This is a genomic window from Frigoribacterium sp. PhB107, assembly GCF_003751515.1.
GTDB lineage: Bacteria > Actinomycetota > Actinomycetes > Actinomycetales > Microbacteriaceae > Frigoribacterium.
Genome location: NZ_RJKU01000002.1, coordinates 240,229 through 261,574 on the forward strand (window position 1 = coordinate 240,229; position 21,346 = coordinate 261,574).

Here is a 21,346-nt window from a genome sequence, read left to right on the forward strand (position 1 = left end):
CCTCTCGAAAGGAACCACATGTTCTTCCACAAGCAAGAGCTGCAGCACAGCGCCACCCCCGACGCCCCCGACGCGGTCTACGCGCGCAAGCTCCAGGAGGTGCTGGGCGGCCAGTACGGCGAGATCACCATCGCCATGCAGTACGGCTTCCAGGCCTGGAACACGCACATCCCCGGCAAGTACCGCGACCTGCTCTACGGCATCGCCGCAGAGGAGTTCGGCCATGTCGAGATGCTCGCGATCATGATCTCGCAGCTGCTCGAGAAGGCCCCCGTCGGGCTCACCGACGAGGCCGTGCAGAACGACCCCGTCATGGCAGCCGTCATCGGCGGCACCGACGTGCAGCAGGCGATCGTCGCCGGCGCGGGCGCCCGCCCGGTCGACAGCATGGGCAACCCCTGGCAGGGCGCCTTCATCACCTCGAGCGGCAACCTGCTCGCCGACTTCACGGCGAACGCCAACGGCGAGATGCAGGGTCGCCTCCAGGCCGCGCGGCTGTACCACATGACCGACGACAAGGGCGTGAAGGACCTGCTGAGCTTCCTCATCGCCCGGGACACCATGCACCAGAACCAGTGGCTGGCCGCCATCCAGGAGCTGCAGGACGACGGGATCGAGCAGTTCCCGGTGCCGAGCACGTTCCCCCAGTCGAAGGAGGACCAGACGGTGAACTACCAGTACCTCAACTTCTCCGACGGCGAGCACGCGAAGGAGGGGTCGTGGGCCTCGGGCCCCTCGCCCGACGGCAAGGGCGAGTTCTCGTACCACGACGGTCCCACCACGACCGCGCCGATGCCCGCTCCGACCACGCCGGACGAGCGCTTCCACGGCACGACGGGCAAGCCGCCGCTGCTCGAGAAGACGAAGGGCGCCGTCAAGGACGCGCTGCACAAGGGCTGAGCGCAGACGCACGACGACCCCGTCCCCCTCGAGGGGCGGGGTCGTCGTGCGTCGTCGCGGCGGGTGCTAGCGGCCGAGAACGACGGAGCCGGTGTGCGTGCGGATCGTGGAGGTGCGGGTGCTGAACGCGTTCAGCTGGGCGCGCACGTAGCGGCCGAGCGAGGTGCGCTGCACCGACGGCGTCACGTAGGCGCCGATGGTGACGGCGTCGCGGTGCGCGGTCGAGACGTACGAGCCCACTGGCTCGTCGCGGCGGGTGGTGCTGACGTAGCGGCCGCCGAGCGGGAACGGCTGGGCGGGGGTGGTCGATGCGGTGCGGTCCATGGGGGCCTCCTCGTTCAGGGAGACGAGGGCCGCCGGTCGACTGAGGGCGGGGTGCTCGTCTCCGTCGGCGTGAGCACCACCCTAGCTCGCTTTCTTGAATAGTTCAAAACAATGCCCCGACCGAGGAGGCGTGCGTCACGCCCCGACCAGCAGTCGCAGCCCCAGCGCCGTCATCACCACGGCGATCAGGCCGTCGAGCACGCGCCACGACGACGGCTTCGCGAAGAACGGCTTGAGGAGGCGCGAGCCGAGGCCCAGCGCCGCGAACCACAGGAAGCTGCCCGCGATGGCCCCGCCCGCCCACCACCAGCGGAGGTCGCCCGGCTGCTGGTTCGCCACCGAGCCGAGGAACACGATCGTGTCGAGGTAGGTGTGGGGGTTCAGCCAGGTGAGGGCGAGCACGGTGACGACGGCGGTCTTCCTGCTCGGCTGCACCGCACCTCCTTCGGCCTGCAGCGCGCCCGACGGCCGGATCGCCCGCCTCGCGGCGAACCCCGCGTAGACGAGCAGGAACGCGGCCCCGACGATGCGCACCATCACGAGAGCCTGCGGGGCCGCCGCGATCAAGGCCCCGACACCGGCGACCCCGGCGATGATCAGCACGGCGTCGCTCACGGCGCAGACCGCGATGACCGGGAGGACCACGCGGTTGACGCCCTGCAGGCCGATCTTCAGCACGTACGCGTTCTGCGCGCCGATCGCGACGATCAGGGCGAGGCCGGTGCCCATGCCGAACAGGGCGGGCAGCAGGAGGGAGGAGAAGGTCACGTCCCGACGCTAGGGAGGATGCGATGCATCTCTCTAGCTCATGTTCGTGATGCTGCATAAGCTCTGCTGATGATCACCTTCGCCTCGGAGCACCTCGTGACCCTCCGCGCCCTCGTCGACGAGGGCACGTTCGAGGCCGCGGCCCAGCGGCTGCACATGACGCAGTCGGCCGTCTCGCAGCGCATCAAGCAGCTCGAGCGCACGGCGGGGCAGGTGCTCGTGCAGCGCACCACGCCCGTCGTGACGACCGCGGCCGGCGACGTGGTGCTGCGCTACGCCCGGCAGGTGCAGCTGCTCGCCGACGACGCGGCGGTCGAGCTGGGCGCCGGCGCGGGCGGCTCAGGAGGCACCGGCGGGCCGGGCGGGCTCGGCACGTCGATCGCCGTGGCGGTGAACGCGGACTCGCTCGCGACGTGGTTCCTCGAGGCGCTCGCCGCCCTGCCGCCCGAGGTGGGCGCCGTGTTCGACCTGCACCGCGAGGACCAGGAGAACACGACCTCGCTGCTGCGCTCGGGCACGGTGCTCGCCGCGGTCACGTCGACGCGGGAGCCGCTGCAGGGCTGCTCGTCCGAGCCGCTCGGGCTGATGCGCTACCGCGCGGTCGCCAGTCCCGGCTTCGTCGACCGCTGGCTCGGGGGAGTTCCGACGATGGGCCGCGTCGACGCCGCGCCGATGCTCGACTTCGACCGGTCGGACCAGCTGCAGCGCGGGTTCCTCCGGGCCTCGCTCGGCTACGACCCGCGGCCGCCGCGGACGTTCGTCCCGTCGTCGGCCGACTTCGCCCGCGCCGCCCGGCTCGGCCTCGGCTGGGGGCTGCTGCCCGAGGCCCAGTGCCTCGACCTGCTCGCCGACGGGTCGCTCGTCGAGCTCGCACCGGGCGAGCACGTCGACCTCGCCCTGTACTGGCAGCGCTGGGCCCTGTCGTCGCGGCTGCTCGACACGCTGACCGAGTCGGTGCGGCGCTCGGCGGCAGAGGTGCTGCTGCCGGCCTGAGCGGCGCCCCCGAGCACAGGAGGCGCGCGTACCGTGAGCCGGTGAGCAGCGCACCCGAGACCCGCACCGCCGAGACCGCCGCGGCGGAGACCCCCACCGCGGAGACCCTGGCCGCCGAGACCCGCACCTTCGAGACGCGGGTCGGCACGGTCGTCGGACGCGTCGACGGCGACGTGGTGCGGGTGCTCGGCGTGCCGTACGCGGTGGCCGAGCGCTTCGAGGCTCCCCGGCCCGCGCCTCCTGCGGTCGGCGACGACGGCCAGCCGATGCCCTTCCTCGCCTTCGAGCGCGCGCCTGCCTCGCCGCAGCTGTCGTCGCCCTCGATGCAGGTGCTCTTCGACGACGCGGCCCGCGGCATGGTCGACTCCGAGCACTGCCAGGCGCTGTCGATCACGCTGCCCGCCGACCTCGCCCCGGGGGAGCGGCTGCCCGTGATGGTGTGGATCCACGGCGGTGCCTACGTCAACGGCGCGGGCGACCTCGGCGTCTACGACCCGCGCTCGCTCGTGGTCGAGCAGCGCGTCGTCGTGGTCGCGGTGACCTACCGGCTGGGCGTCCTCGGGTTCCTCGGCGACGGCGACCGGGTGCCGTCGAACCTCGGGCTGCTCGACCAGCTCGAGGCGGTGCGCTGGGTGCACGACACGATCGACGCGTTCGGCGGCGACCCCGACACCGTGACGTTGTTCGGGCAGTCGTCGGGCGGCGACTCTATCGCCCACCTCATGATCAGCGACGGGGCGCGCGGGCTGTTCCGCCGCGCGATCGTGCAGAGCGCCCCGCTGGGGCTCGGCCGCGGCCGGTCCGCGATGTCGCGGGCGATGCTGCGGGTCGTCGGCGTCCCCGACCCCGACGCCACCGTCGAGGAGCTGCTGGCGGGGCAGCCCCCTGCCGAGCGCGCGGCCCTGCGCTTCGGGCTGCGCGGCGGCATGCCGTTCGGCCCGCAGTACGGCCGCGCCCCCCTGCCCGCCGAGGAGGACCGTGACGCGGCCTGGCGTGACGTCGCCCCGCACGTCGACCTGCTGATGGGGGCGACGACGGAGGAGACCGGGCTGTACGTGCCGCTCGTCCGGCCGCTCGACGTGCTGACGAGCCTGCCCGTCGTCGGCGGGCTCGTGCGCCGCGTGCTCGTCCGGGCGACGACGGGGGCCGTGTACGGACGCGACGCGCGCCGCTTCGTCGAACGGCACCGCGCCTCCGGCGGTCGTGCCGTGCGGTACGAGCTGAGCTGGGCTCCGCGGGGCAGCCGCTACGGAGCCGCCCACATCACCGACCTGCCGCTGCTGCTGGGGACGGAGGAGGCGTGGGGCCGGTCGGCCCTGCTGGGCGAGTCCGACTGGGCGGAGGTCGACCGGCTCGGGCGGCGGGTGCGGCAGATCTGGGCCGACTTCGCGCGGACCGGGACCGTCGCGGCGGACGCGGCCGCCGGGGCGTCGCAGGCGCTGGTGCTCGACCGCGGCTGAGCGCTGCCCGGCGTGACGCACCGCACCGCGAACGCGACAACGGGAGCGGCGGGTCGGTGCCCCTCGTGCTCGACCCGACGCTCCCGCGTCTTCCCCCCTCTCGCCGGCCGTCCCTCCCCGACGACCGGCCCGTCCGGCGCCCCCGCGCCGGATGGTCTCCGTGCCCCCGCAGGGGCTGCCCCGCAGGGCTGCTCGTCCCGGACTAGCCCCGTCCGGAGGCGGCGGCCTGGGCGGCGAGGACCGCCTCGCTGAGCGGGATCAGCAGCCCCGAGTCCTCGGGGTCGACGTATGCCAGCACCTGGACCCACGTGCCGTCCGACACCAGGTCCACCCAGCAGGAGGCTCCCTCGTGGGAGTAGCAGACGAGGGTGGCCGAGTCGGCCCCCGCGACCTCGACGGGGGTCCCCGGCATGGTCTCTCGTCCGTAGGCCCACGCGCTCCCCGACACGAACTCCACGGTCACCCCGCTGACGTACCCGTCCGGCTGCGTGTCGTCCGCCGACGCGATCGTCCAGGAGCACCGTGTCGACCACGCCTGGGTCTGGCGGATGCCCGTCGCGGGCGTCCATCCCTGCTCCACGACGTCGCCCATGTCGGGCGAGCCCGCGAGCTCGCCCACGGTGCGGCCCGACGGCAGAGCAGCGCAGGAAGTCCCTGCCCACGACGACTCCTGGCCGGCCCAGGGCGCACCCGGCGTGAGCGCGTCGGTGACCGTGACGACGCTGCCGGCGGCGGCCCGCGCCGTCTCCGTCGTCACGGGGGCGGAGGTGACGGTCGCGCCCAACGACAGCTCGATCCACCACGGACCCGACACCAGCGAGGCGTTGCACCTCGTGCCGTAGTCGTCCTCGCACCGGGCGGCCGACACGTCGCCCACCTGCAGGCCGGGGAGGCCGGACTGCGTCAGCCCCGAGATCCACTCCCTGCCCCGGTCCGCCGCGGGCGAGATCCGGATCTCGACGACGTCCTCCGAGAGCTCCGCGCCCTCGGCGGTCCAGCGGCAGTCGAGGACTCCCGCCTGCCGGTAGGCGGCGTCGCCCGAACCCCAGTAGCCCGGCTGCACCGTGACGAGCTGGGCGGCCGGCACCAGGGAGGTCACCTGCGCGCGGTCGCCCAGGGTCGCGCAGTCGATTCCCGTGGCGGGCGCGGGGACGGTCTGCGGGGGCGGGGCCGACGGGCTCGGAGCGGCCGAGGGCGTCGGCCGTGGGGTCGGCGTGGCCGACGGCGTGCTCGTGGGGGTGGCGGCCGGCGACGCCTGGAACGGCGAGGGCAGCACCAGCGCGAGCGCGCCTCCTGCGCCCCCGACGCCGAGCAGGGCGACGAGGCCGAGGGTCAGGCCGAGGTGGCGACGGGCCCAGGGGCGTCGTCGCGCAGGGGGCTCGGCGGCGGCGCGGCGCAGCACGTCCTGCTTCATCGAGACGAGCATGCGGTTCAGGTCGTCTCCGGTGGGGGGCTCAACGTCCATCGCGGATCACCGCCTTCCTCAGTCGTGTCCGGGTCCGGGAGACCCGTTGTGTCAGTGCGCCGACGCTCAGCCCGAGCAGCTTCGCGGCCTCGGCGTAGCTGCGGCCCTCGATCAGGCACAGCTCGCAGATCTGCTGGTCGACGGGGCTGAGCGCCTCGATCTCGGCACGGACCCAGCGGAGCCGCTCGCGCGCCTCCTGGGCGTCGTCGTCGGCGGGGGCGATCAGCTCGGCGGGCAGCTCGTCCGCCTCGGTGCGCTGCCGCTTGCGCCTCAGGTTCATCGCGTGGTTGCGGCAGGCGACGAGCAGCCACGGCAACAGCGACCCGTCGTGCAGGGTGATCTCGGCCGAGCGGCGCCAGAGGGTGACGAGCGTGTCCTGCACGATCTCCTCCACGTCCATCTTGCTGTCGGCGAGCGCCCAGGCGTAGCGCGTCAGCGTCGGCGCCCAGCGGTCGAAGATCTCCGACAACGCCCGCTCGTCCCCGCCCGACGTGCGTCGGACGAGGTCGGAGTCGTTCTCCGTCGTCATGTCCATGTCTGCCCCCCTCACTACAGGAATGTCGCAGATCGCCGAGGTCTGACAGAAATCGTCGAGAAAGTCCGACGAGTGCCTCGAGGGACTCAGGAAAGAGGTGCGGCCGCCTCCTGATTCGTGCACGTCTCAGGACTGGCGCTCCCCCCGTTACGCGATGCAGGACAGAAGTTCCTGAACGGAGAGGCGGCAGCCGAGCCGGGTGACCTGAGAATCGCTGCAAGGCCGAGGAGGCGGGTGAGAGCAAGCTGGACGGCATGCCCGACGCAGACAGCACCTCCACCGCCTCCTCGTCCGCCGACGCGCTCGAACTCGTGCGCTCCGAGGTGGACCGTGCCGTGCACGCGGTCGTCGAGACCGACGCCGAGGGCCTCGACGCCGTGGCCGACCTCGTGTCCGGTGCCGGGCGCGTCTTCGTGCACGGCGCGGGCCGCTCGGGCCTCGCGCTGCGGATGACCGCGATGCGGCTGATGCACCTCGGCCTGGCCGTGCACGTGGTCGGCGAGGTGACGTCCCCTGCGATCGGCGAGGGCGACGTGCTGCTGACCGCGAGCGGGTCGGGGACGACGAGCGGCATCGTCAGCGCGGCGCAGTCCGCCGTCGACGCCGGTGCCCGGGTCGCCGCCGTGACCACCGCCGCCGACTCGCCGCTGGCCGAGGTCGCGACCGCCGTCGTGCTCGTGCCCGCCGCCGAGAAGCTCGACCGCTCGGGCTCCGCCTCGGCGCAGTACGCCGGCGGCCTCTTCGAGCAGGTCGTCGTGCTCGTCGGCGACGCGCTGTTCCACGCTCTGTGGCAGCGCTCCGGCCAGAGCGCCGACGACATGTGGCCCCGCCACGCCAACCTCGAGTAGCCCCCGGCTGCTCGTCCGACACATCCCACCCCGAAAGAAGGAGCACCACATGAAGCTGCAGTTCGCCATGGACACCCTGACCACCGAGGCCGCCCTCGAGCTCGCCGCCGCCGCCGCGCCCAGCGTCGACATCATCGAGCTCGGCACCCCCTTGATCAAGGCCGAGGGCTTCCGCGCCATCACCGCGATCAAGGAGGCGCACCCCGACAAGGTCGTGTTCGCCGACCTCAAGACGATGGACGCCGGCGAGCTCGAGGCCGGCGAGGCGTTCAAGGCCGGTGCCGACCTCGTGACCGTGCTGGGCGTCGCGGGCGACAGCACCATCGCCGGTGCGGTCAAGGCCGCGAAGGAGCACGGCAAGGGCATCGTCGTCGACCTGATCGGCGTGCACGACAAGGCCGCCCGTGCGAAGGAGGTCGTCGCCCTCGGCGCCGAGTTCGTCGAGATGCACGCGGGCCTCGACGAGCAGGCCGAGGACGGCTTCACGTTCGAGGCCCTGCTCGAGGCCGGCAAGGCCTCGGGCGTGCCGTTCTCGGTCGCCGGAGGCGTCAAGGCCGCCACGGTCGGCTCGGTGCAGGACGCGGGCGCCCAGGTCGCCGTCGCGGGCGCCGCGATCTACGGTGCCGACGACGTCGCGGACGCCGCACGCGAGATCCGCGCCGCGATCAAGTAGCACCGCCGCAGACCGCTGAGGGCGGGTGAACTGCGCCGAGGGCGGGTCGTCAGCGACCCGCCCTCGAGCCAGTTCACCCGCCCTCGACGTGTGCCCGCGGCTAGTGCACCAGCACGACGGCGAGCGTCGTCGGGGCGTCGTGGCCCGGCCACGTCGCGGACAGGACCTGCGTCGTGTCGTCGTGCACGCCTCCTGCGGCCTCGGCGAGGGAGGCGGGCGAGCCGCCGCCGTCGGGAGTCCGCGCGACCACGAGGGTGCACGAGCCCGCGTCGACCACGGTCGCTCCGTCGACCACGCGCGTGCCGCGCACCGAGGTCGACGGCACCTCGGCGCCGGCCGTGCCGCTGCCGACGACGACCATGGTCTGCTCGTGGGGCACGCGCTCTCCGTCGGACTTCTGCAACACCTCGTCGGCCTGGCCGTCGCCGGTGAGCGCGGCCGCGATGGTCGCCGCGACGAAGACGGGGTCGCCGCACCCGTCGTAGACCCAGCGCTCGCCGAGCACCGAGTGCTGCATCGTGCCGACCAGCACGTCGTCGGCGCCCTCGAGCGGGGCGCCCCGGTAGGTCAGCGGCACCTGCAGCACGGGGCCGTCGCCGGCGCGGACGAGCAGCACCTCGACGCCGACCTCGCCGGCCGGGTCGTCGAGGCGGAACGCCGCGACCTTCTCGAGCGGCCCGGGATCGCCCTCGAACCACGGCTGGCTCGGCGCCCAGGCCGCGAGGGCCTCGAGCTTCGACGGGACGAGTTCGGCCTGGTGGAGGAGTGCCATGCCGCGATCGTAGGGGGCACGACCGACGCCGGCCAGCGCGGGCCTAGCCTGGTGCGGTGACCGCGACCCCCTCCGCCACCGGCCCTGTCCGCCCCGCCGAGCCCGCGCCTCCTGTGCCCGGCACGTACCGCCACTTCAAGGGCGGCCGCTACGAGGTGATCGGCACGGGGCGGCACGTCGACACCGAGGAGGCGCTGGTCTTCTACCGCACGCTCTACGGCGACCGCTCGCACTGGGTGCGTCCCGTGGCGCAGTTCGTCGAGCGCGTCACGCGAGACGGCTGGGACGGGCCGCGGTTCGTCCGCGAGGAGCCGCAGCCGGAGCAGCCGGAACAGCCGGAACAGCCGGAGCCGGAACCGGAGCCGCAGTCGGAGCCGGGCACGGAGCCCTAGCCCGGGGGGACGCGGGCTTCTCGCACCCACCCGTGGCGTCCGGAGTGCGGACGGGCGACGTCCCCCGGAGCGGGGTCTCGGAGGTCCCCGAAGTGGGGGACCGGGACTCGTTGCCTGCCCCCGGGGGGTCCTCCACAATGAGGACTGCCGCGTCCCGACCCGCGGCGACGCTCCCCGCGACTGAACCCGCGCACGAGGCGTCTCGCGCCCGGCTGCCCGGGCGAGCTCCTGGAGTCACCCGTGCCCCGTCCCGTCGCCCCTGCCCTCTCGCCTGCGCTCCCGGCCGGCCTCCCGCGCGCCCTCTGGCGCCTCCTGCTCGCGGTCGCCGTCGTGCTCGCGGGCCTCGCCGTCCCGGCCCTGGTCGCGCCGACCGCCGCCCGCGCGGCCGACGGGCTCGCCGTCACCTTCACCGAGTCCGCGCCCGCCAGCACCCTCGTCGGCGGCGCCGTCGCGGTGACGCTCACGGCCTCGAACGCGACGTCGACGCCCGGCTACAACCTGACCCTCACCGACGTGATCCCGGTCGGCGCGACGTTCGCCTCGGCCGACGCCGGCCTCGGCTCGCCCAGCCGAGTCGTGAAGCTCAAGGACGGCACGACGAAGCTGATCTGGTCGAACGTCGCCGACCTGCAGGCCGGGGTCACCGTCGCCTCCACGTACTCGTACACGACCACGGCGGCCGTCGGGGCCGTCGTGACGACCTCGGGCACCGCCTTCGTCAGCTCGGCCGCGCGGACCCTGCCGAAGTTCGACGCCGGCGCGCCCGTCGCCGACCCGGCCGTCGTGAGCGCGACCGGCGGCTCGACGACCACGCTCGTGCCGTTCAAGCTAGACAAGAAGGAGGACTCGAGCCCCGAGGGCGAGCTGCTCCGCGGCGTGCACGACCACCCCACGACCTACACGCTGACCGTCACGAACAACGAGGTCGGCCGCTCGACGGGCTTCTCGATCGTCGACTTCCTGCCTGCCGGCCTCGAGTTCCTCGGCTGCACGAGCGTCGACAACAGCGCGGCCGACACGGTCGAGTACCCGGGCGCTCCCCGCCTCGACAGCAGGCCGCTGCCCGACACGGCCGGGCTCTGCCACGAGCCGGCGAGCGTCAGCACCGTCCGGGTCGACCCTGACGGCACGGCCGGACCGCTGGCCCTCGGCGTGTACACGCGGGTCGAGTGGACCGGCCTCGGCGACCTCGCCGCCGGCGCGACGACCACCCTGCGCTACGCCGCGGCCGTGCCGCTGCGCGAGAACGAGCTGTTCCCCGCCGGGGCGCCCGCTGCGGGGGCGACCGGCCTCTCCACGGCGAACCTCGACAACAACACCGGCAGCGAGACCCGCGACGAGCAGCCGCTGACGAACAGCGCCACGACGTCGGGCAGCTGGCAGGGCACCGTCTACACGTCGTCGGCGACCGCGACGGTCAGCGCCGAGGACGTGCGTATCGTCAAGACCCGCGGCGTCAGCGGCGACGACCAGGGCGCGATCCGCCAGGGCGCCACGACGAACTGGCACCTCGCGATCGCCACCTCGGAGTACGCGCAGGGCACGAGCGACCTCACCGTCGTCGACACGATCCCGGACGGCCTGTCGTACGACGCGGGCTCCGCCACGCACCGCCAGTCGGGCACGGCCTTCGCACCCGTCTCGACCACCCCGGGCACGGCCAGCCCGTGGACCCAGGCGATCACCTGGACGGTGCCCGGCTTCACGGCGACGAACGGCGCCTTCACCGTCGACTTCACGACCACCACGCTCGCCTCGTACCGCAGCGGCGTGGGCCCCGTGGCCGCCGAGGACTCGTGGACCAACCGCGTCGACCTCACCTCGACGTCGACCCTCATCGACGCACGCAGCACGCCCGACTCGCTGCGCAGCCACGTGCTGGCGACCCCGGACGACTCGTCCGCCGGCCAGGAGGCCGCCGCCGTCGTGCTCACGAAGCAGGTCGCGGTGCCGCAGACGACCGCCGACTGCACCACCGCCTCCTGGGTGCCCGAGGGCGGCGCAGCCCCCTCGTACGGCCCCGGCGACACGGTCTGCTGGAAGATCGAGGCGACGTTCCCGGTCGGGCTCAACACGGTGTCGACCACGGTGAAGGACTTCCTGCCCGCCGGGTTCGCCTTCGTGGGCGCCGCGTACGGCGCGGGCCACACGGCCGCTCGCCCCGAGGCCGTGTCCGACGGAAGCGTCATCTCCTGGACCCTGCCCGACGAGGCGTCGGGCAACGTGTTCCAGGCGATCGTCACCTCGACCATCAGCGACCCGACGGCGGCCGCCGACGGCGACATCACGGCGAACCTCGCCAAGCTGACGTTCACGAACACGGCCGGTGCCGTCTTCCAGCTGCGCGACCAGGCCGACGCGGTCTGGACCGAGCCGCAGCTCACGACGGCCAAGACGGCCACGCCGACCACCGTGCAGGGCGGCGACACGGTCGACTACACGGTCACCGTCTCGAACTCCGGCCGTGCGCCCGCGACCGAGGTCAGCGTCCGCGACCTGCTGCCCGCCGGCTGGACCGCCGGCCAGGTCAGCCAGGTCACCGCAGGAGGCGCGGTGACGGACGAGAGCCCGCGCTCGCGGATCGACTGGTCGGGCCTGACCGTGCCTGCCAAGTCGGGGACGACCGACGGGCGTCTCGTGCTCACCTACTCGGTCGCCGTGCCGGCCGGCATCGCTGCCTCCGACGAGTTCAAGAACACGGCGGGCGTGCGGCAGTACCAGGACGCCACCAACACGGGCACGCCCTTCACGTACACACCCGCGAACAACGTCGACAAGACCCTCACGACCACGAACGCGGCCCACGCCGACGCCACCTCGACCGTCCGCGCCGGCGAGCCCACGGTCGCGAAGGACGTCGACGTCGCGACGGCTCCGGTGGGGTCGCAGATCACCTACCGCGTGACGACGACGATCCCGGGCGGCGTCTCGCTCTACAGCTCGGCGGAGGGGCTCGCGCCCTCGGTGACCGACCAGCTCCCCCAGGGTCTCCAGGTCGTCGGCGTGCCCACGGCCAGCATCAACGACGGGCCCGCCGCCCCCGCGTCGGTCGCCTCGGCGAACCGCCTCCGCCAGCGCGTGTCCTTCGACCTCCCGACGAACGCGCAGGGCGTCTACGTCAGCGAGCGGGGCGACGCCGACGTGGTCGTGCTCACGATCACGGCCACGGTCGTCGACTCGGCGGCGGACCCGGCCGTAGTTCGCGGCTACGCGCTCCGGAACACGGGCACCCTGGCGTGGTGGCCAGCGGCCTCGGCGGCGTCGACGCCGGCACGGACGGCCTTCAACTCCCGGCCCGCCACCACCACCGTCGTCGAGCCCGCCCTCACGCTCGCCAAGACCGACGACGCCACCGCCGGCAAGGTCGTCGTGGGCCAGGCGGTCACGTACTCGCTCCGGGTGCGGAACCCTGCCGGCACGGCCGTGTCCACGGCGCACGACGTCGTCGTCTCGGACGTGCTGCCGCAGGGCCTCACCTGGGTCGACGGCGGCACCTACGACCCGTCGAGCCGCACGATCACGTTCCCCGAGATCGACGTCGCGCCCGGCACCTCGCCGGCCGACTTCACCTTCCGCGCCACCGTGGACGAGACGGTCGGCGACACCCGCATCCGCAACGTCGCCACGGCGGTCGGCAGCTCGCTCGACGGCCCCGTCGAGGGCGAGCGCACCTACTCCGCCACCGCCGAGGACACCGTGACCGTCCCCTCCCTGTCGGTGGTCAAGGCCCTCGCGGACCCGGCCGTCACGACGCGCACGACCGGCGAGCTCACGACCTACACGCTCGACGTGCGCGTCCCCGCCGGCGTCTCCGCCTACGACGTCACCGTGCACGACACGCTGCCGAGCGGCCAGGCCTTCGGCTCCCTCACGGCCGTGACCTGCGCCTCCTGCGACCCGTCGCTCACCGCGTCGATGCTCGGCACCCCGAGCACGGGCACGATCGGCTTCTGGCTCGGCGACGTCACGGCGGCCGCAGCCGAGCGCGTCGTGCACCTCGAGTACACCGCGTACGCGCAGAAGTCGACGACGTCGGGCCAGGTGCTGACCAACGTCGCGCAGGTCGCGTTCGACAAGACCGACAAGATCGACGGCAAGCCGGCCTCGCGCCCGCTCGCGGCCTCGTACGACTACACGAGCCTCGCGTCGACCGCCGCCGTCACCGTCGTCGAGCCGCGCCTCGTGCTCGACAAGCGCGTCGACGGCCAGGTCGGCGACGCCGACACCCGTCGCGCCGTGCCCGGCGAGACCCTGACGTACCGCGTCGCCGTGACCAACACCGGCACCGGCCCCGCGTACGACGTGCAGGTCACGGACGCGCCGGACACGCGCTTCACGGGCTTCACCCCGGTCGAGGGAGGCGCGGGCACCGTCACCGGCGCCGTCCGCAGCTGGACGATCGACGGCCCCGTCGCCCCGGGCGAGACCCGCACGGTCGTCTACCGGCTGACCGTCCCCGCCGGCCTCGGCTCGGCCGACGAGGTCGCCGGCCCCGAGCTCGCCAACACGGCCGACGTGGCGTCGTACGCGGGCGTGGCCGACCAGCCGACCGACGGCCGAGACTACGAGACCTATCACGACGTCGACGCCGACACGGTCGGCATCGAGGTCGACCTGGCCTCGCTCGCGGGCTCGACCTGGTTCGACGCGAACGGCGACGGCGTCCGCACGGCAGGTGACCCGGGGCTCTCGGGCGTCGGCGTGACCGTCGTCTTCGCGGGCGTCGACGGCGTGCTCGGCACGGCCGACGACGAGCGCCACCCGACGACGTCGGGCCCCGACGGCTCGTGGAAGGTCGACCACCTGCCCGGCGGCAGCTACCGGGTCGACGTCGACCCCGCGACCCTGCCGGCCGGCCTCGTGCCGAGCTACGACCTCGACGGCGTGGCCTCGGCGAACTCGGCCGTGTTGACGCTGGCCGAGGGCGCCGACCGCACCGACGCCTCCTTCGGCTGGGCCGGCAGCGGCTCGCTCGGCGACCTCGTCTGGGCCGACCGCGACGGCGACGGCCGCCAGGGCGCGGGCGAGCCCGGGATCGGCGGCGCCGAGGTGCTCGTGACGTGGGCGGGCCAGGACGGCGACCTCGCGACCGAGGACGACAACGTCGAGTGGGAGCGCGACAGCGACGCCGAGACCGGCGCGTGGTCGGTCGGCAGCCTGCCCGCCGGGAACTACTCGGTGAAGGTCGGCAGCCTGCCGGCCGGCTACCTGCTCGCGTCCGGCCCCGCCGGCGTCTCGGGCCTCGGCGGCCGCACCGCGACCAGCACGCTCGTGCTCGGCGCGGGCCAGCAGGTCGTCGACCAGGACACCGGCTGGCGCGGCACCGGCGCGATCGGCGACCGCGTGTGGCTCGACCGCGACGGCGATGGCGTGCAGGACGACGGCGAGCAGGGGCTCGTGGGCGTCCAGCTCACGGTCACCTGGGCCGGCGCCGACGGCGAGCTCGACACGGCCGACGACGCGGTCGTCCCCGTGGTCACGGGCACCGACGGCTCGTGGCTCGTCGACCACCTGCTGCCCGGCGAGCACCGGGTCACGGTCACGGGCGCGCTGCCCGAGGGCGCGACCTCGAGCTACGACGAGGACGGCACCGCCACCGGCACCGCAGGAGGCGACAGCACGACGCGCGTCGTGCTCGCGGCCGGCGACGCCCCGCACCTGACGGCCGACTTCGGCTACGAGGTCACCTCGAGCATCGGCGACCGCGTGTGGTGGGACGTCGACGGCGACGGCGTGCAGCAGCCCGGCGAGCCCGGCCTGCGCGGCGTGGGCGTGACGGTCACCTGGCTCGGCGCGGACGGCGTGCTCGGCACGGCCGACGACCTCGTCTTCGGCGCCGTCACCGACGACGAGGGCGACTGGCTCGTCCGCGACCTGCCGAACGGCGACCACACGGTCGCCGTCACCTCGGGCGTCGCCCCCGGCTTCGTACCGACGCACGACGCCACCGGCCCGGCCGACGGCGTCTCGCGCACCTCCCTCTCGAGCGAGCGCTCCGTCGACCTCGACCAGGACTTCGGCTACCGCGGCGACTCGACGATCGGCGACCGGGTCTGGCTCGACCGCGACGGTGACGGCGTGCAGACGAGCGACGAGCCCGGCCTGCCCGGCGTGCGCGTCACGGTGACCTGGGCCGGGCCCGACGGCACGGCCGGCACCGCGGACGACGTAGCGCTGCCCTCGGTGCTGACGGACGCCTCCGGGGCCTGGTCGGTCGGCTCGCTGCCCCTCGGCTCGTTCTCGGTCGTGGTCGACCGGAGCACGCTGCTGCCCGGCCTGTCGTCGGTGCACGAACGTGACGCCGACCTCGACCTGGCCACGACCGTCGTCGTCGCCCGGACCGGGACGACCGTCGACGACGCCGACTTCGGCCTGCGCGGCGACAGCAGCGTCGGTCGGGTGGTCTGGCTCGACCGTGACCGCGACGGCGTGCTCGACGACGACGAGCGCGGCCTCGGCGGCGTGCGGGTCGACGTGCTCTGGGTCGGCCCCGACGGCCGGTTCGACACGGCCGACGACGCCGTGTTCAGCGCCGTCACCGCGACGGACGGCAGCTACCTGGTCGACGGCCTGCCCGCGGGCAGCTACCGCGTGAGCGTCGACAGCGCCTCCGTGCCCGCCGGGCTCGGCCTGGTGCGCGACGAGGACGCCAGCCCCGACGGGGTCACGACGATCGAGCTGCCGGTCGCCACGGCGCACCGGACGGCCGACTTCGCGTTCGCGGGCGGCGCCTCCGTGGGCAGCTCGGTCTGGCTCGACACGGACGGCGACGGCGTGCGCTCGTCGGACGAGCAGCCGGTGCCGGGCCAGCGCGTCTCGCTGACCTGGGCAGGCCCCGACGGCGTGCTCGACACCGCGGACGACCAGCTCTTCTCCACCCTGACCGCGGCCGACGGCTCATACCTGTTCACCTTGCTGCCCGACGGCCGCTACCGGGTGTCGGTCGACGGCGGCGTGGCTCTCGCCGCGGTGAACACCGGTGACCCCGACGGAGGTGCCCCGAACGTCTCGCAGGTCGAGATCGCCGGAGGCGCGTCGGACTTGGTGCAGGACTTCGGCTACCGAGGCACGAACGCCCTCGGCGACACGGTCTTCTGGGACCGCGACGCGGACGGGACCGACTCGGCTGGCGACCCGCGCCTGCCCGGAGTGAAGCTCGAGCTGACCTGGCTCGGCCCCGACGGCGTGGCCGGCGGCGGCGACGACGTCGTGCTGACGACGACGACCGACGCCGCGGGCTCGTGGCGGGTCGACGGCCTGCCGGACGGCCGCTGGACGGTCGCGGTGGTCGGCGGCGTGCCCGCCGGGCTCACGCCGAGCAGCGACGCGGACGGTGCGGACGCCACGGGCGGGTCGGACGGTGCGGGTGACGCATCGGCCGACGGCCGCAGCGCGCTCGAGCTGGGCGGCGGCGTGGTCGACCTCGACCAGGACTTCGGCTTCGCCGGGGCGGGCTCGATCGGCGACACGGTCTGGCTCGACGAGGACGGCGACGGTCGTCAGGGTGCCGACGAGGTCGGGATCCCCGGCGTCACGGTGACCCTGACCTGGGCCGGCGTCGACGGCGTGCTCGGCTCGCCCGACGACCGGGTCGAGACGGCCGTCACCGACGAGCAGGGCCGCTGGCTGGTCGAGCACCTCGCCGCGGGCGAGTTCCGGGTCGAGCTGACGGGCGGTGTGCCCGCCGGGCTGACGACGACGCGGGCCGGGTCCGAGTCTGGTGCTGGTGCTGGTGCTGGTGCTGGTGCTGGTGCTGGTTCGGGCTCCGGCCCTGGTGCCGGCAGCGGCTCCAGTTCCGTGCCGACGAGCACGACGACGCTGGCGGCCGGTGAGGCCGACCTCGACCAGGACTTCGGCTTCCGTGCCGACGCGTCGCTCGGCGACTCGGTCTGGCTCGACGTCGACGACGACGGCGTGCGCGACCCGCACGAGCCCGGCGTCGGCGGCGTGGTCGTCACCGTGCGCCTGGCCGGTGCCGACGGAGCCCTCGACACCGCCGACGACCTCGTGCTGACGCGGACGACCGACGCGTCGGGCGCCTGGACCGTCGACGGCCTCCCGGCCGGGGCGGTGCGGGTCAGCTACGACCCCTCGACCCTGCCTGCGGGCACCGTGCCGGCCTCCGACCTCGACGGCGGCACCCCGACGGCGACCACCGTGCAGCTGGAGGCCGGCGAGCAGCAGCTCGACGTCGACTTCGTGGTGCGCGGAACGGCCGGCGTCGGAGGCGTCGTGTTCGACGACGCGGACGGCGACGGAGTGCGCGACCCGGGCGAGAAGGGCGTCGGAGGCGTCGGCGTGACGATCGTCTGGAGCGGACCCGAGGGGCCGGTCACGATCGTCGTGACGACCGGGCCCGACGGCAGCTGGTCGGTCGGCGGTCTGCCCGCCGGCGACTACACGGTGACGGTGTCGATGGACGGAGTCCCCGCGGGGACGCGGCCGAGCACGGGCGTGCGCACCACGTTCACGCTCGCGCCCGGCGGCTCCGAGCAGGTGCTCACCGGCCTGACCGCGCAGCGTCTCGCCTTCACCGGTTCCGACCTCGGCGGAGTGCTGCTGATGGGGCTGTCGCTGCTCGTCGCCGGAGGCGCGGCCCTGGTCGTCTCGCGCCGGCCGAGCCGTCGCCGCCGCACCGTGACGGAGGACTGAGGAGGCGCCTCCTGCGGGCGACGACGACCCTCGACTTGCCACTTGGTGGGCCTCTGAGTCGTGCCAGACCCCGCCAACGGGCAACTCCCGAGGTGCCCAGACCGAGCAGCGACCCGGGATTCTGCGGGGACACTCAGGCTCGTGGTGCATGCTCGTCGCTTCGCCCGCGCCCGCCCGTACCCCTCGGGAGCGCTGGGCGGACGTGCCGGGCCCCGAGGCCCCGCTGGAACCGACACCGACCCGTCACCTCGACAGCACCTGCCGGTCGACCGGTCCGCCCCTGGCGGAACGGCCGGGCCGCCTCCGGGACCGACTCCCCGGCCGTGCCGTCGTGCACCGCGCCTCCCGCGGTGCTGCGCACCCGAGGCGCAGAGGTGAGTCGACGTGCCCCCGACCGAGGCGCGCCGAGCAGGCCGGCCGAGCAATGGGACGACATGACCTCCGAGAACACCCCCGCCCCCGAGGGCACCCGCAGCACCAGCACCGCCAGCACCACCCGCTCCACCACCGACGACTCCGCCGGCACCGCGGCCGCGCCGCTGACTCGCCGGGCCATCGCCGCCAGCCGTCGCCGGACGAGCCGCCGCCGCCTCGTCGGAGTGACCGCGGTCGCCGCCGTCGCGATCGTCGCGGGCACCGGCTTCGCCTTCGTCAACCGTGCCCCGTCGGCCGAGGCCGTCGCCGCGGCCCACGCGGAGAGCGTGAAGCAGAACGAGGAGGCGATCGCCGACTCGCTCGCCGAGGCCCAGGCCAAGGCCACGATCGACATCGCCTCGCAGGTCGTGACCTCGACGAAGGACAAGGTCGACGCCAGTGCGCTCGAGACCTCGGTCGCGTCGCTCGCGGACTACGAGAACCTCGACTCCGACACCCTCGCCGCCCGTGTTGCCGAGACGGCGACGACGGCGCAGACGGTCCAGGCCGCCGCGTCCGAGGCCGACCGCCAGGCCGCTGCCGCCGCCGCTGCCGCGAAGGCCGCCGCCGAGGCCCAGGCCGCCGCCGAGGCGCAGGCCGCCGCCGAGGCCGCCGCAGCCGCGGCCGCTGCCGCCCAGGCCGCCGCGAACACGCCCGCCGCCGCCAAGGCCGCCGCCCAGCAGCTCGCCTCGTCGAAGTACGGCTGGGGCAGCGACCAGTACGGCTGCCTCGTGAACCTGTGGCAGAAGGAGTCGGGCTGGAACTACAAGGCCTCGAACCCGAGCAGCGGAGCCGCCGGGATCCCGCAGGCGCTCCCGGGCAGCAAGATGGCCTCGGTCGGGACCGACTGGGCCACCAACGCCACGACGCAGGTCACGTGGGGCCTCGACTACATCAAGCGCGCCTACGGCACCCCGTGCAGCGCCTGGGGCCACAGCCAGTCGGTCAACTGGTACTGAGCCCGCCCGCCGGTCTCGGCCGCGTCCCGTCACGGGGGTGACGGGCGCGCTGAACCGTCAGAGGAGGTCCTCCCCGAGCTCGGGGAGGACCTCCTCTGTCGGTTCGAGCCTTCGCCGCCAGCAGCGTGGGCTAGTTCTGCGGCGGGATCGTCTGCCGGTCCGTGGGCTTGTCCGTGGTGACGGGCGCCTCCACCGAGGGCTCGGGGGTGGCCGGCTCGGGCGTCGCCGTCGGGCTCACCGGCGACGGGGTCGGCGTCACGACGGCGTCGTCGCGCTCGCCGCAGCCCGCTAGAGCCCCGACGGCGAGCGCGGCCACGGACAAAGCTGTCACGGCTCGCGCCGTCACGGCTCGTGCCGTCCTGCCTGCACTGCCCGTCCTGGCCCTGCCGCGCATCCCGTCCCTGCCGTCCATGTGCCGAGCCTACGCACGAGCGGGATCCGCCGAGTGGTCCCGAACTGTCGTCGCGCTCGCCGGGGACGACGACATCCGACCACTCGGCGGGGCGTGGCGCGTCAGACGGCGCCGACGAGGGTCCAGGCGCCGCCGTCGCGGCGGGTGACCCGGGCTCCGCGCACCTCGGCCAGCCGGTCGATCGTCGACTCGACCGCGGAGCCGACCCCGAGGGCGAAGCCGTCGTCCGTCCCCGTGAACCGCACCACGAGCTGGGGCTCGCCACGCAGCATCATGATGTCGTTCGCCTCGACGGTGGCGTGCTCGGCGGCGGACGCGGCCGCACTCGGCAGAAGCGTGTCGGGTCGCACCCCCGGTCGCAACGACCCGACGGAGAGCATCACGCGATAGGAGGGCATGCCTCGATCCTGCCCGACTACCGGTCGTCCTCCGTCGCCGGGGCGATCTCCGTCGGCTCCGACACGAGTCGCATCCCCACGGTCGTCGACGCCGACTCGAGCAGCTCGGCGACCCAGAGGCGGTTGACGGCGGCCATGCGACTCCCGGCATAGACGAAGTGGAGCGGGATGGACTCGTGCATCCAGATGACGGAACGGCCCTGACCGGACGGCTGGTCGTCACGCCACGTCAGCGAGAAGCTCTCGTGGCGGCGCAGCTTGGTCACCACGGCGAGCTGCAGGTGGGCGAGAGCTCGGTCGTCGATGTCGATGGCATATCGATCCGACCCGTAGAACAGTGTGCCCAAGTGCTTCCCTCCCTGCCGTTCGAGCGTAGATGCCTGCAGGCGCATGGAAGATTCCTCCTCCCACCCCTTGACACGGTGGTCATCCCGTCGCTATGCGAGGCGGCCCGATTCTTCGTCCGCGCGGGACGTGCTGCCGACACGAGTTCACCTGCGCGACCCAAGCCCGACTCGGCACCGACCCGCGGGCCTGCCAGGCTCGGGGCATGAAGCGCACCGCCTCCGCCCGTCTCGAGTTCGACGTCGCCGGCCCGGCCGAGTTCGTCCTGTCGGTCGCCGCCTCGGCCCTGTACGAACAGCGAGCGGAGGAGGCGCTGGTCGTGACCCAGGACGGCGCCCCCGTCACCGTGCGCGAGCTCGTCGACCAGCACGGCACCCGCCTGCACCTGTGCGACGTCGGCGCCGGTCGGGTGCTCGTCGACTACCGCGTCGTCGTCGAAGGGAGGCTCGCCCCGCCTCCGGTCGACGAGCTCGACCTCGTTCGCTCCCGTCGCCCGAGCCGCTACTGCGAGTCGGACACCCTGGCCCCGACGGCGCGGGCGGAGTTCGGCGGCCTCGCGGGTCGCGACCTGCTCGCGGCCGTCAGCTCGTGGGTGGGGTCGCACCTCGCCTACGTCCCCGGTGCCAGCGCGCCGACCGACGGAGCCGTGCAGACGCTGCTCGACCGCCAGGGCGTCTGCCGCGACTACGCGCACCTCGTGATCGCCCTGCTCCGCGCGCTCGACGTCCCGGCCCGGCTGGTGTCGGTCTACGCGCCGGGGCTGTCGCCGATGGACTTCCACGCCGTGGCCGAGGCCTTCGTCGACGACGAGTGGCACGTGGTCGACGCGACGACGCTCGCGCCGCGCAGCACGCTGCTGCGCATCGCGACCGGCCGGGACGCGAGCGACACCGCGTTCCTCACCAGCCACGGCGCCGCCGTGACCGTCGCGTCGATGCAGGTCGGCGCCGTCGCCGACGAGCTGCCCCGCGACGACGTGACCGCCTTCGTCAGCCTCGGCTGAGCGTCAGGCCAGGAGCCTCGACTGAGCGTCAGG

General features: G+C 74.0%; 17 protein-coding genes. 9 read left to right on the forward strand and 8 right to left on the reverse strand.

Going from position 1 to position 21,346, the window contains the following annotated elements; translation table 11 throughout:
- Nucleotides 1-18: 18 nt before the first annotated feature.
- The gene (locus EDF18_RS09315) at nucleotides 19-900 is read left to right on the forward strand and encodes a manganese catalase family protein (protein WP_123547556.1); all 882 of its coding nucleotides are present in this window, start codon (nucleotides 19-21) and stop codon (nucleotides 898-900) included.
- 66 nt (nucleotides 901-966) lie between these two features.
- Here the strand turns inward: EDF18_RS09315 and EDF18_RS09320 are convergent, their stop codons facing one another.
- Together EDF18_RS09320 and EDF18_RS09325 are read right to left on the reverse strand one after the other, a co-directional pair.
- Nucleotides 967-1,224: a hypothetical protein gene (locus EDF18_RS09320; protein WP_123547557.1), complete on the reverse strand. Its 258-nt coding sequence runs from the start codon at nucleotides 1,222-1,224 to the stop codon at nucleotides 967-969.
- A gap of 135 nt (nucleotides 1,225-1,359) precedes the next feature.
- Nucleotides 1,360-1,953, reverse strand: a complete 594-nt coding sequence (locus tag EDF18_RS09325; RefSeq protein WP_123548269.1) for a LysE/ArgO family amino acid transporter — start codon at nucleotides 1,951-1,953, stop codon at nucleotides 1,360-1,362.
- 108 nt (nucleotides 1,954-2,061) lie between these two features.
- Between EDF18_RS09325 and EDF18_RS09330 the strand changes: the two genes are divergently transcribed.
- Nucleotides 2,062-2,985: a LysR family transcriptional regulator ArgP gene (locus EDF18_RS09330; RefSeq protein WP_199732411.1), complete on the forward strand. Its 924-nt coding sequence runs from the start codon at nucleotides 2,062-2,064 to the stop codon at nucleotides 2,983-2,985.
- Between the two features lie 41 nt (nucleotides 2,986-3,026).
- A complete protein-coding gene (locus tag EDF18_RS09335; RefSeq protein WP_233569085.1) occupies nucleotides 3,027-4,445 on the forward strand; it encodes a carboxylesterase family protein in 1,419 nt (472 codons plus the stop codon).
- Nucleotides 4,446-4,647: 202 nt separating this feature from the next.
- Here the strand turns inward: EDF18_RS09335 and EDF18_RS09340 are convergent, their stop codons facing one another.
- Both EDF18_RS09340 and EDF18_RS09345 read right to left on the reverse strand, forming a co-directional pair.
- Complete coding sequence (locus EDF18_RS09340) at nucleotides 4,648-5,910, reverse strand: hypothetical protein (RefSeq protein WP_123547558.1); 1,263 nt, start codon at nucleotides 5,908-5,910, stop codon at nucleotides 4,648-4,650.
- Nucleotides 5,900-6,445: an RNA polymerase sigma factor gene (locus EDF18_RS09345; protein ID WP_233569086.1), complete on the reverse strand. Its 546-nt coding sequence runs from the start codon at nucleotides 6,443-6,445 to the stop codon at nucleotides 5,900-5,902. The genes EDF18_RS09340 and EDF18_RS09345 overlap by 11 nt, the downstream gene beginning before the upstream one ends.
- A 254-nt stretch (nucleotides 6,446-6,699) precedes the next feature.
- Here EDF18_RS09345 and hxlB point away from each other — a divergent pair, with 254 nt between their 5' ends.
- On the forward strand, nucleotides 6,700-7,293 hold the full coding sequence (gene hxlB / locus EDF18_RS09350) for a 6-phospho-3-hexuloisomerase (RefSeq protein ID WP_123547559.1): 594 nt from the start codon (nucleotides 6,700-6,702) through the stop codon (nucleotides 7,291-7,293).
- Nucleotides 7,294-7,342: 49 nt separating this feature from the next.
- A complete protein-coding gene (hxlA, locus tag EDF18_RS09355; protein WP_123547560.1) occupies nucleotides 7,343-7,966 on the forward strand; it encodes a 3-hexulose-6-phosphate synthase in 624 nt (207 codons plus the stop codon).
- A gap of 100 nt (nucleotides 7,967-8,066) precedes the next feature.
- On the opposite strand, the gene EDF18_RS09360 is transcribed toward hxlA, so the two are convergent.
- On the reverse strand, nucleotides 8,067-8,738 hold the full coding sequence (locus tag EDF18_RS09360; protein ID WP_123547561.1) for a hypothetical protein: 672 nt from the start codon (nucleotides 8,736-8,738) through the stop codon (nucleotides 8,067-8,069).
- Nucleotides 8,739-8,794: 56 nt separating this feature from the next.
- Here EDF18_RS09360 and EDF18_RS09365 point away from each other — a divergent pair, with 56 nt between their 5' ends.
- The 3 genes from EDF18_RS09365 (at nucleotide 8,795) to EDF18_RS09375 (ending at nucleotide 19,155) form a co-directional block, all read left to right on the forward strand.
- Entirely contained in the window at nucleotides 8,795-9,130 is a 336-nt protein-coding gene (locus EDF18_RS09365; protein ID WP_123547562.1) for a DUF1653 domain-containing protein, read from the forward strand.
- A gap of 240 nt (nucleotides 9,131-9,370) precedes the next feature.
- On the forward strand, nucleotides 9,371-17,782 hold the full coding sequence (locus EDF18_RS09370) for an SdrD B-like domain-containing protein (protein WP_123547563.1): 8,412 nt from the start codon (nucleotides 9,371-9,373) through the stop codon (nucleotides 17,780-17,782).
- Nucleotides 17,783-18,216: 434 nt separating this feature from the next.
- Nucleotides 18,217-19,155 carry a hypothetical protein gene (locus tag EDF18_RS09375; protein WP_148050075.1) on the forward strand — a complete coding sequence of 313 codons (939 nt, stop codon included), beginning with the start codon at nucleotides 18,217-18,219 and terminating at the stop codon, nucleotides 19,153-19,155.
- Nucleotides 19,156-19,285: 130 nt separating this feature from the next.
- Here the strand turns inward: EDF18_RS09375 and EDF18_RS09380 are convergent, their stop codons facing one another.
- The 3 genes from EDF18_RS09380 to EDF18_RS09390 all read right to left on the reverse strand — a co-directional run bounded on the left by EDF18_RS09380 (nucleotide 19,286) and on the right by EDF18_RS09390 (nucleotide 20,312).
- Nucleotides 19,286-19,486: a hypothetical protein gene (locus EDF18_RS09380; RefSeq protein WP_148050076.1), complete on the reverse strand. Its 201-nt coding sequence runs from the start codon at nucleotides 19,484-19,486 to the stop codon at nucleotides 19,286-19,288.
- 182 nt (nucleotides 19,487-19,668) lie between these two features.
- On the reverse strand, nucleotides 19,669-19,965 hold the full coding sequence (locus EDF18_RS09385) for a hypothetical protein (RefSeq protein WP_123547565.1): 297 nt from the start codon (nucleotides 19,963-19,965) through the stop codon (nucleotides 19,669-19,671).
- Nucleotides 19,966-19,982: 17 nt separating this feature from the next.
- A complete protein-coding gene (locus tag EDF18_RS09390; protein WP_123547566.1) occupies nucleotides 19,983-20,312 on the reverse strand; it encodes a hypothetical protein in 330 nt (109 codons plus the stop codon).
- A gap of 203 nt (nucleotides 20,313-20,515) precedes the next feature.
- Here EDF18_RS09390 and EDF18_RS09395 point away from each other — a divergent pair, with 203 nt between their 5' ends.
- Nucleotides 20,516-21,313, forward strand: a complete 798-nt coding sequence (locus EDF18_RS09395; RefSeq protein WP_123547567.1) for a transglutaminase family protein — start codon at nucleotides 20,516-20,518, stop codon at nucleotides 21,311-21,313.
- Nucleotides 21,314-21,346 lie beyond the last annotated feature (33 nt).

What these genes read in the sequence shown, in the direction of transcription:
- EDF18_RS09315 (WP_123547556.1), top strand. Translation starts at nt 19, where the DNA reads ATGTTCTTCCACAAGCAAGAGCTGCAGCACAGCGCCACCCCCGACGCC.
- EDF18_RS09320 (WP_123547557.1), bottom strand. Translation starts at nt 1,224, where the DNA reads ATGGACCGCACCGCATCGACCACCCCCGCCCAGCCGTTCCCGCTCGGC.
- EDF18_RS09325 (WP_123548269.1), bottom strand. Translation starts at nt 1,953, where the DNA reads ATGGGCACCGGCCTCGCCCTGATCGTCGCGATCGGCGCGCAGAACGCG.
- EDF18_RS09330 (WP_199732411.1), top strand. Translation starts at nt 2,062, where the DNA reads ATGATCACCTTCGCCTCGGAGCACCTCGTGACCCTCCGCGCCCTCGTC.
- EDF18_RS09340 (WP_123547558.1), bottom strand. Translation starts at nt 5,910, where the DNA reads ATGGACGTTGAGCCCCCCACCGGAGACGACCTGAACCGCATGCTCGTC.
- EDF18_RS09345 (WP_233569086.1), bottom strand. Translation starts at nt 6,445, where the DNA reads ATGGACATGACGACGGAGAACGACTCCGACCTCGTCCGACGCACGTCG.
- hxlB (WP_123547559.1), top strand. Translation starts at nt 6,700, where the DNA reads ATGCCCGACGCAGACAGCACCTCCACCGCCTCCTCGTCCGCCGACGCG.
- hxlA (WP_123547560.1), top strand. Translation starts at nt 7,343, where the DNA reads ATGAAGCTGCAGTTCGCCATGGACACCCTGACCACCGAGGCCGCCCTC.
- EDF18_RS09360 (WP_123547561.1), bottom strand. Translation starts at nt 8,738, where the DNA reads ATGGCACTCCTCCACCAGGCCGAACTCGTCCCGTCGAAGCTCGAGGCC.
- EDF18_RS09375 (WP_148050075.1), top strand. Translation starts at nt 18,217, where the DNA reads ATGACCTCCGAGAACACCCCCGCCCCCGAGGGCACCCGCAGCACCAGC.
- EDF18_RS09385 (WP_123547565.1), bottom strand. Translation starts at nt 19,965, where the DNA reads ATGCCCTCCTATCGCGTGATGCTCTCCGTCGGGTCGTTGCGACCGGGG.
- EDF18_RS09395 (WP_123547567.1), top strand. Translation starts at nt 20,516, where the DNA reads ATGAAGCGCACCGCCTCCGCCCGTCTCGAGTTCGACGTCGCCGGCCCG.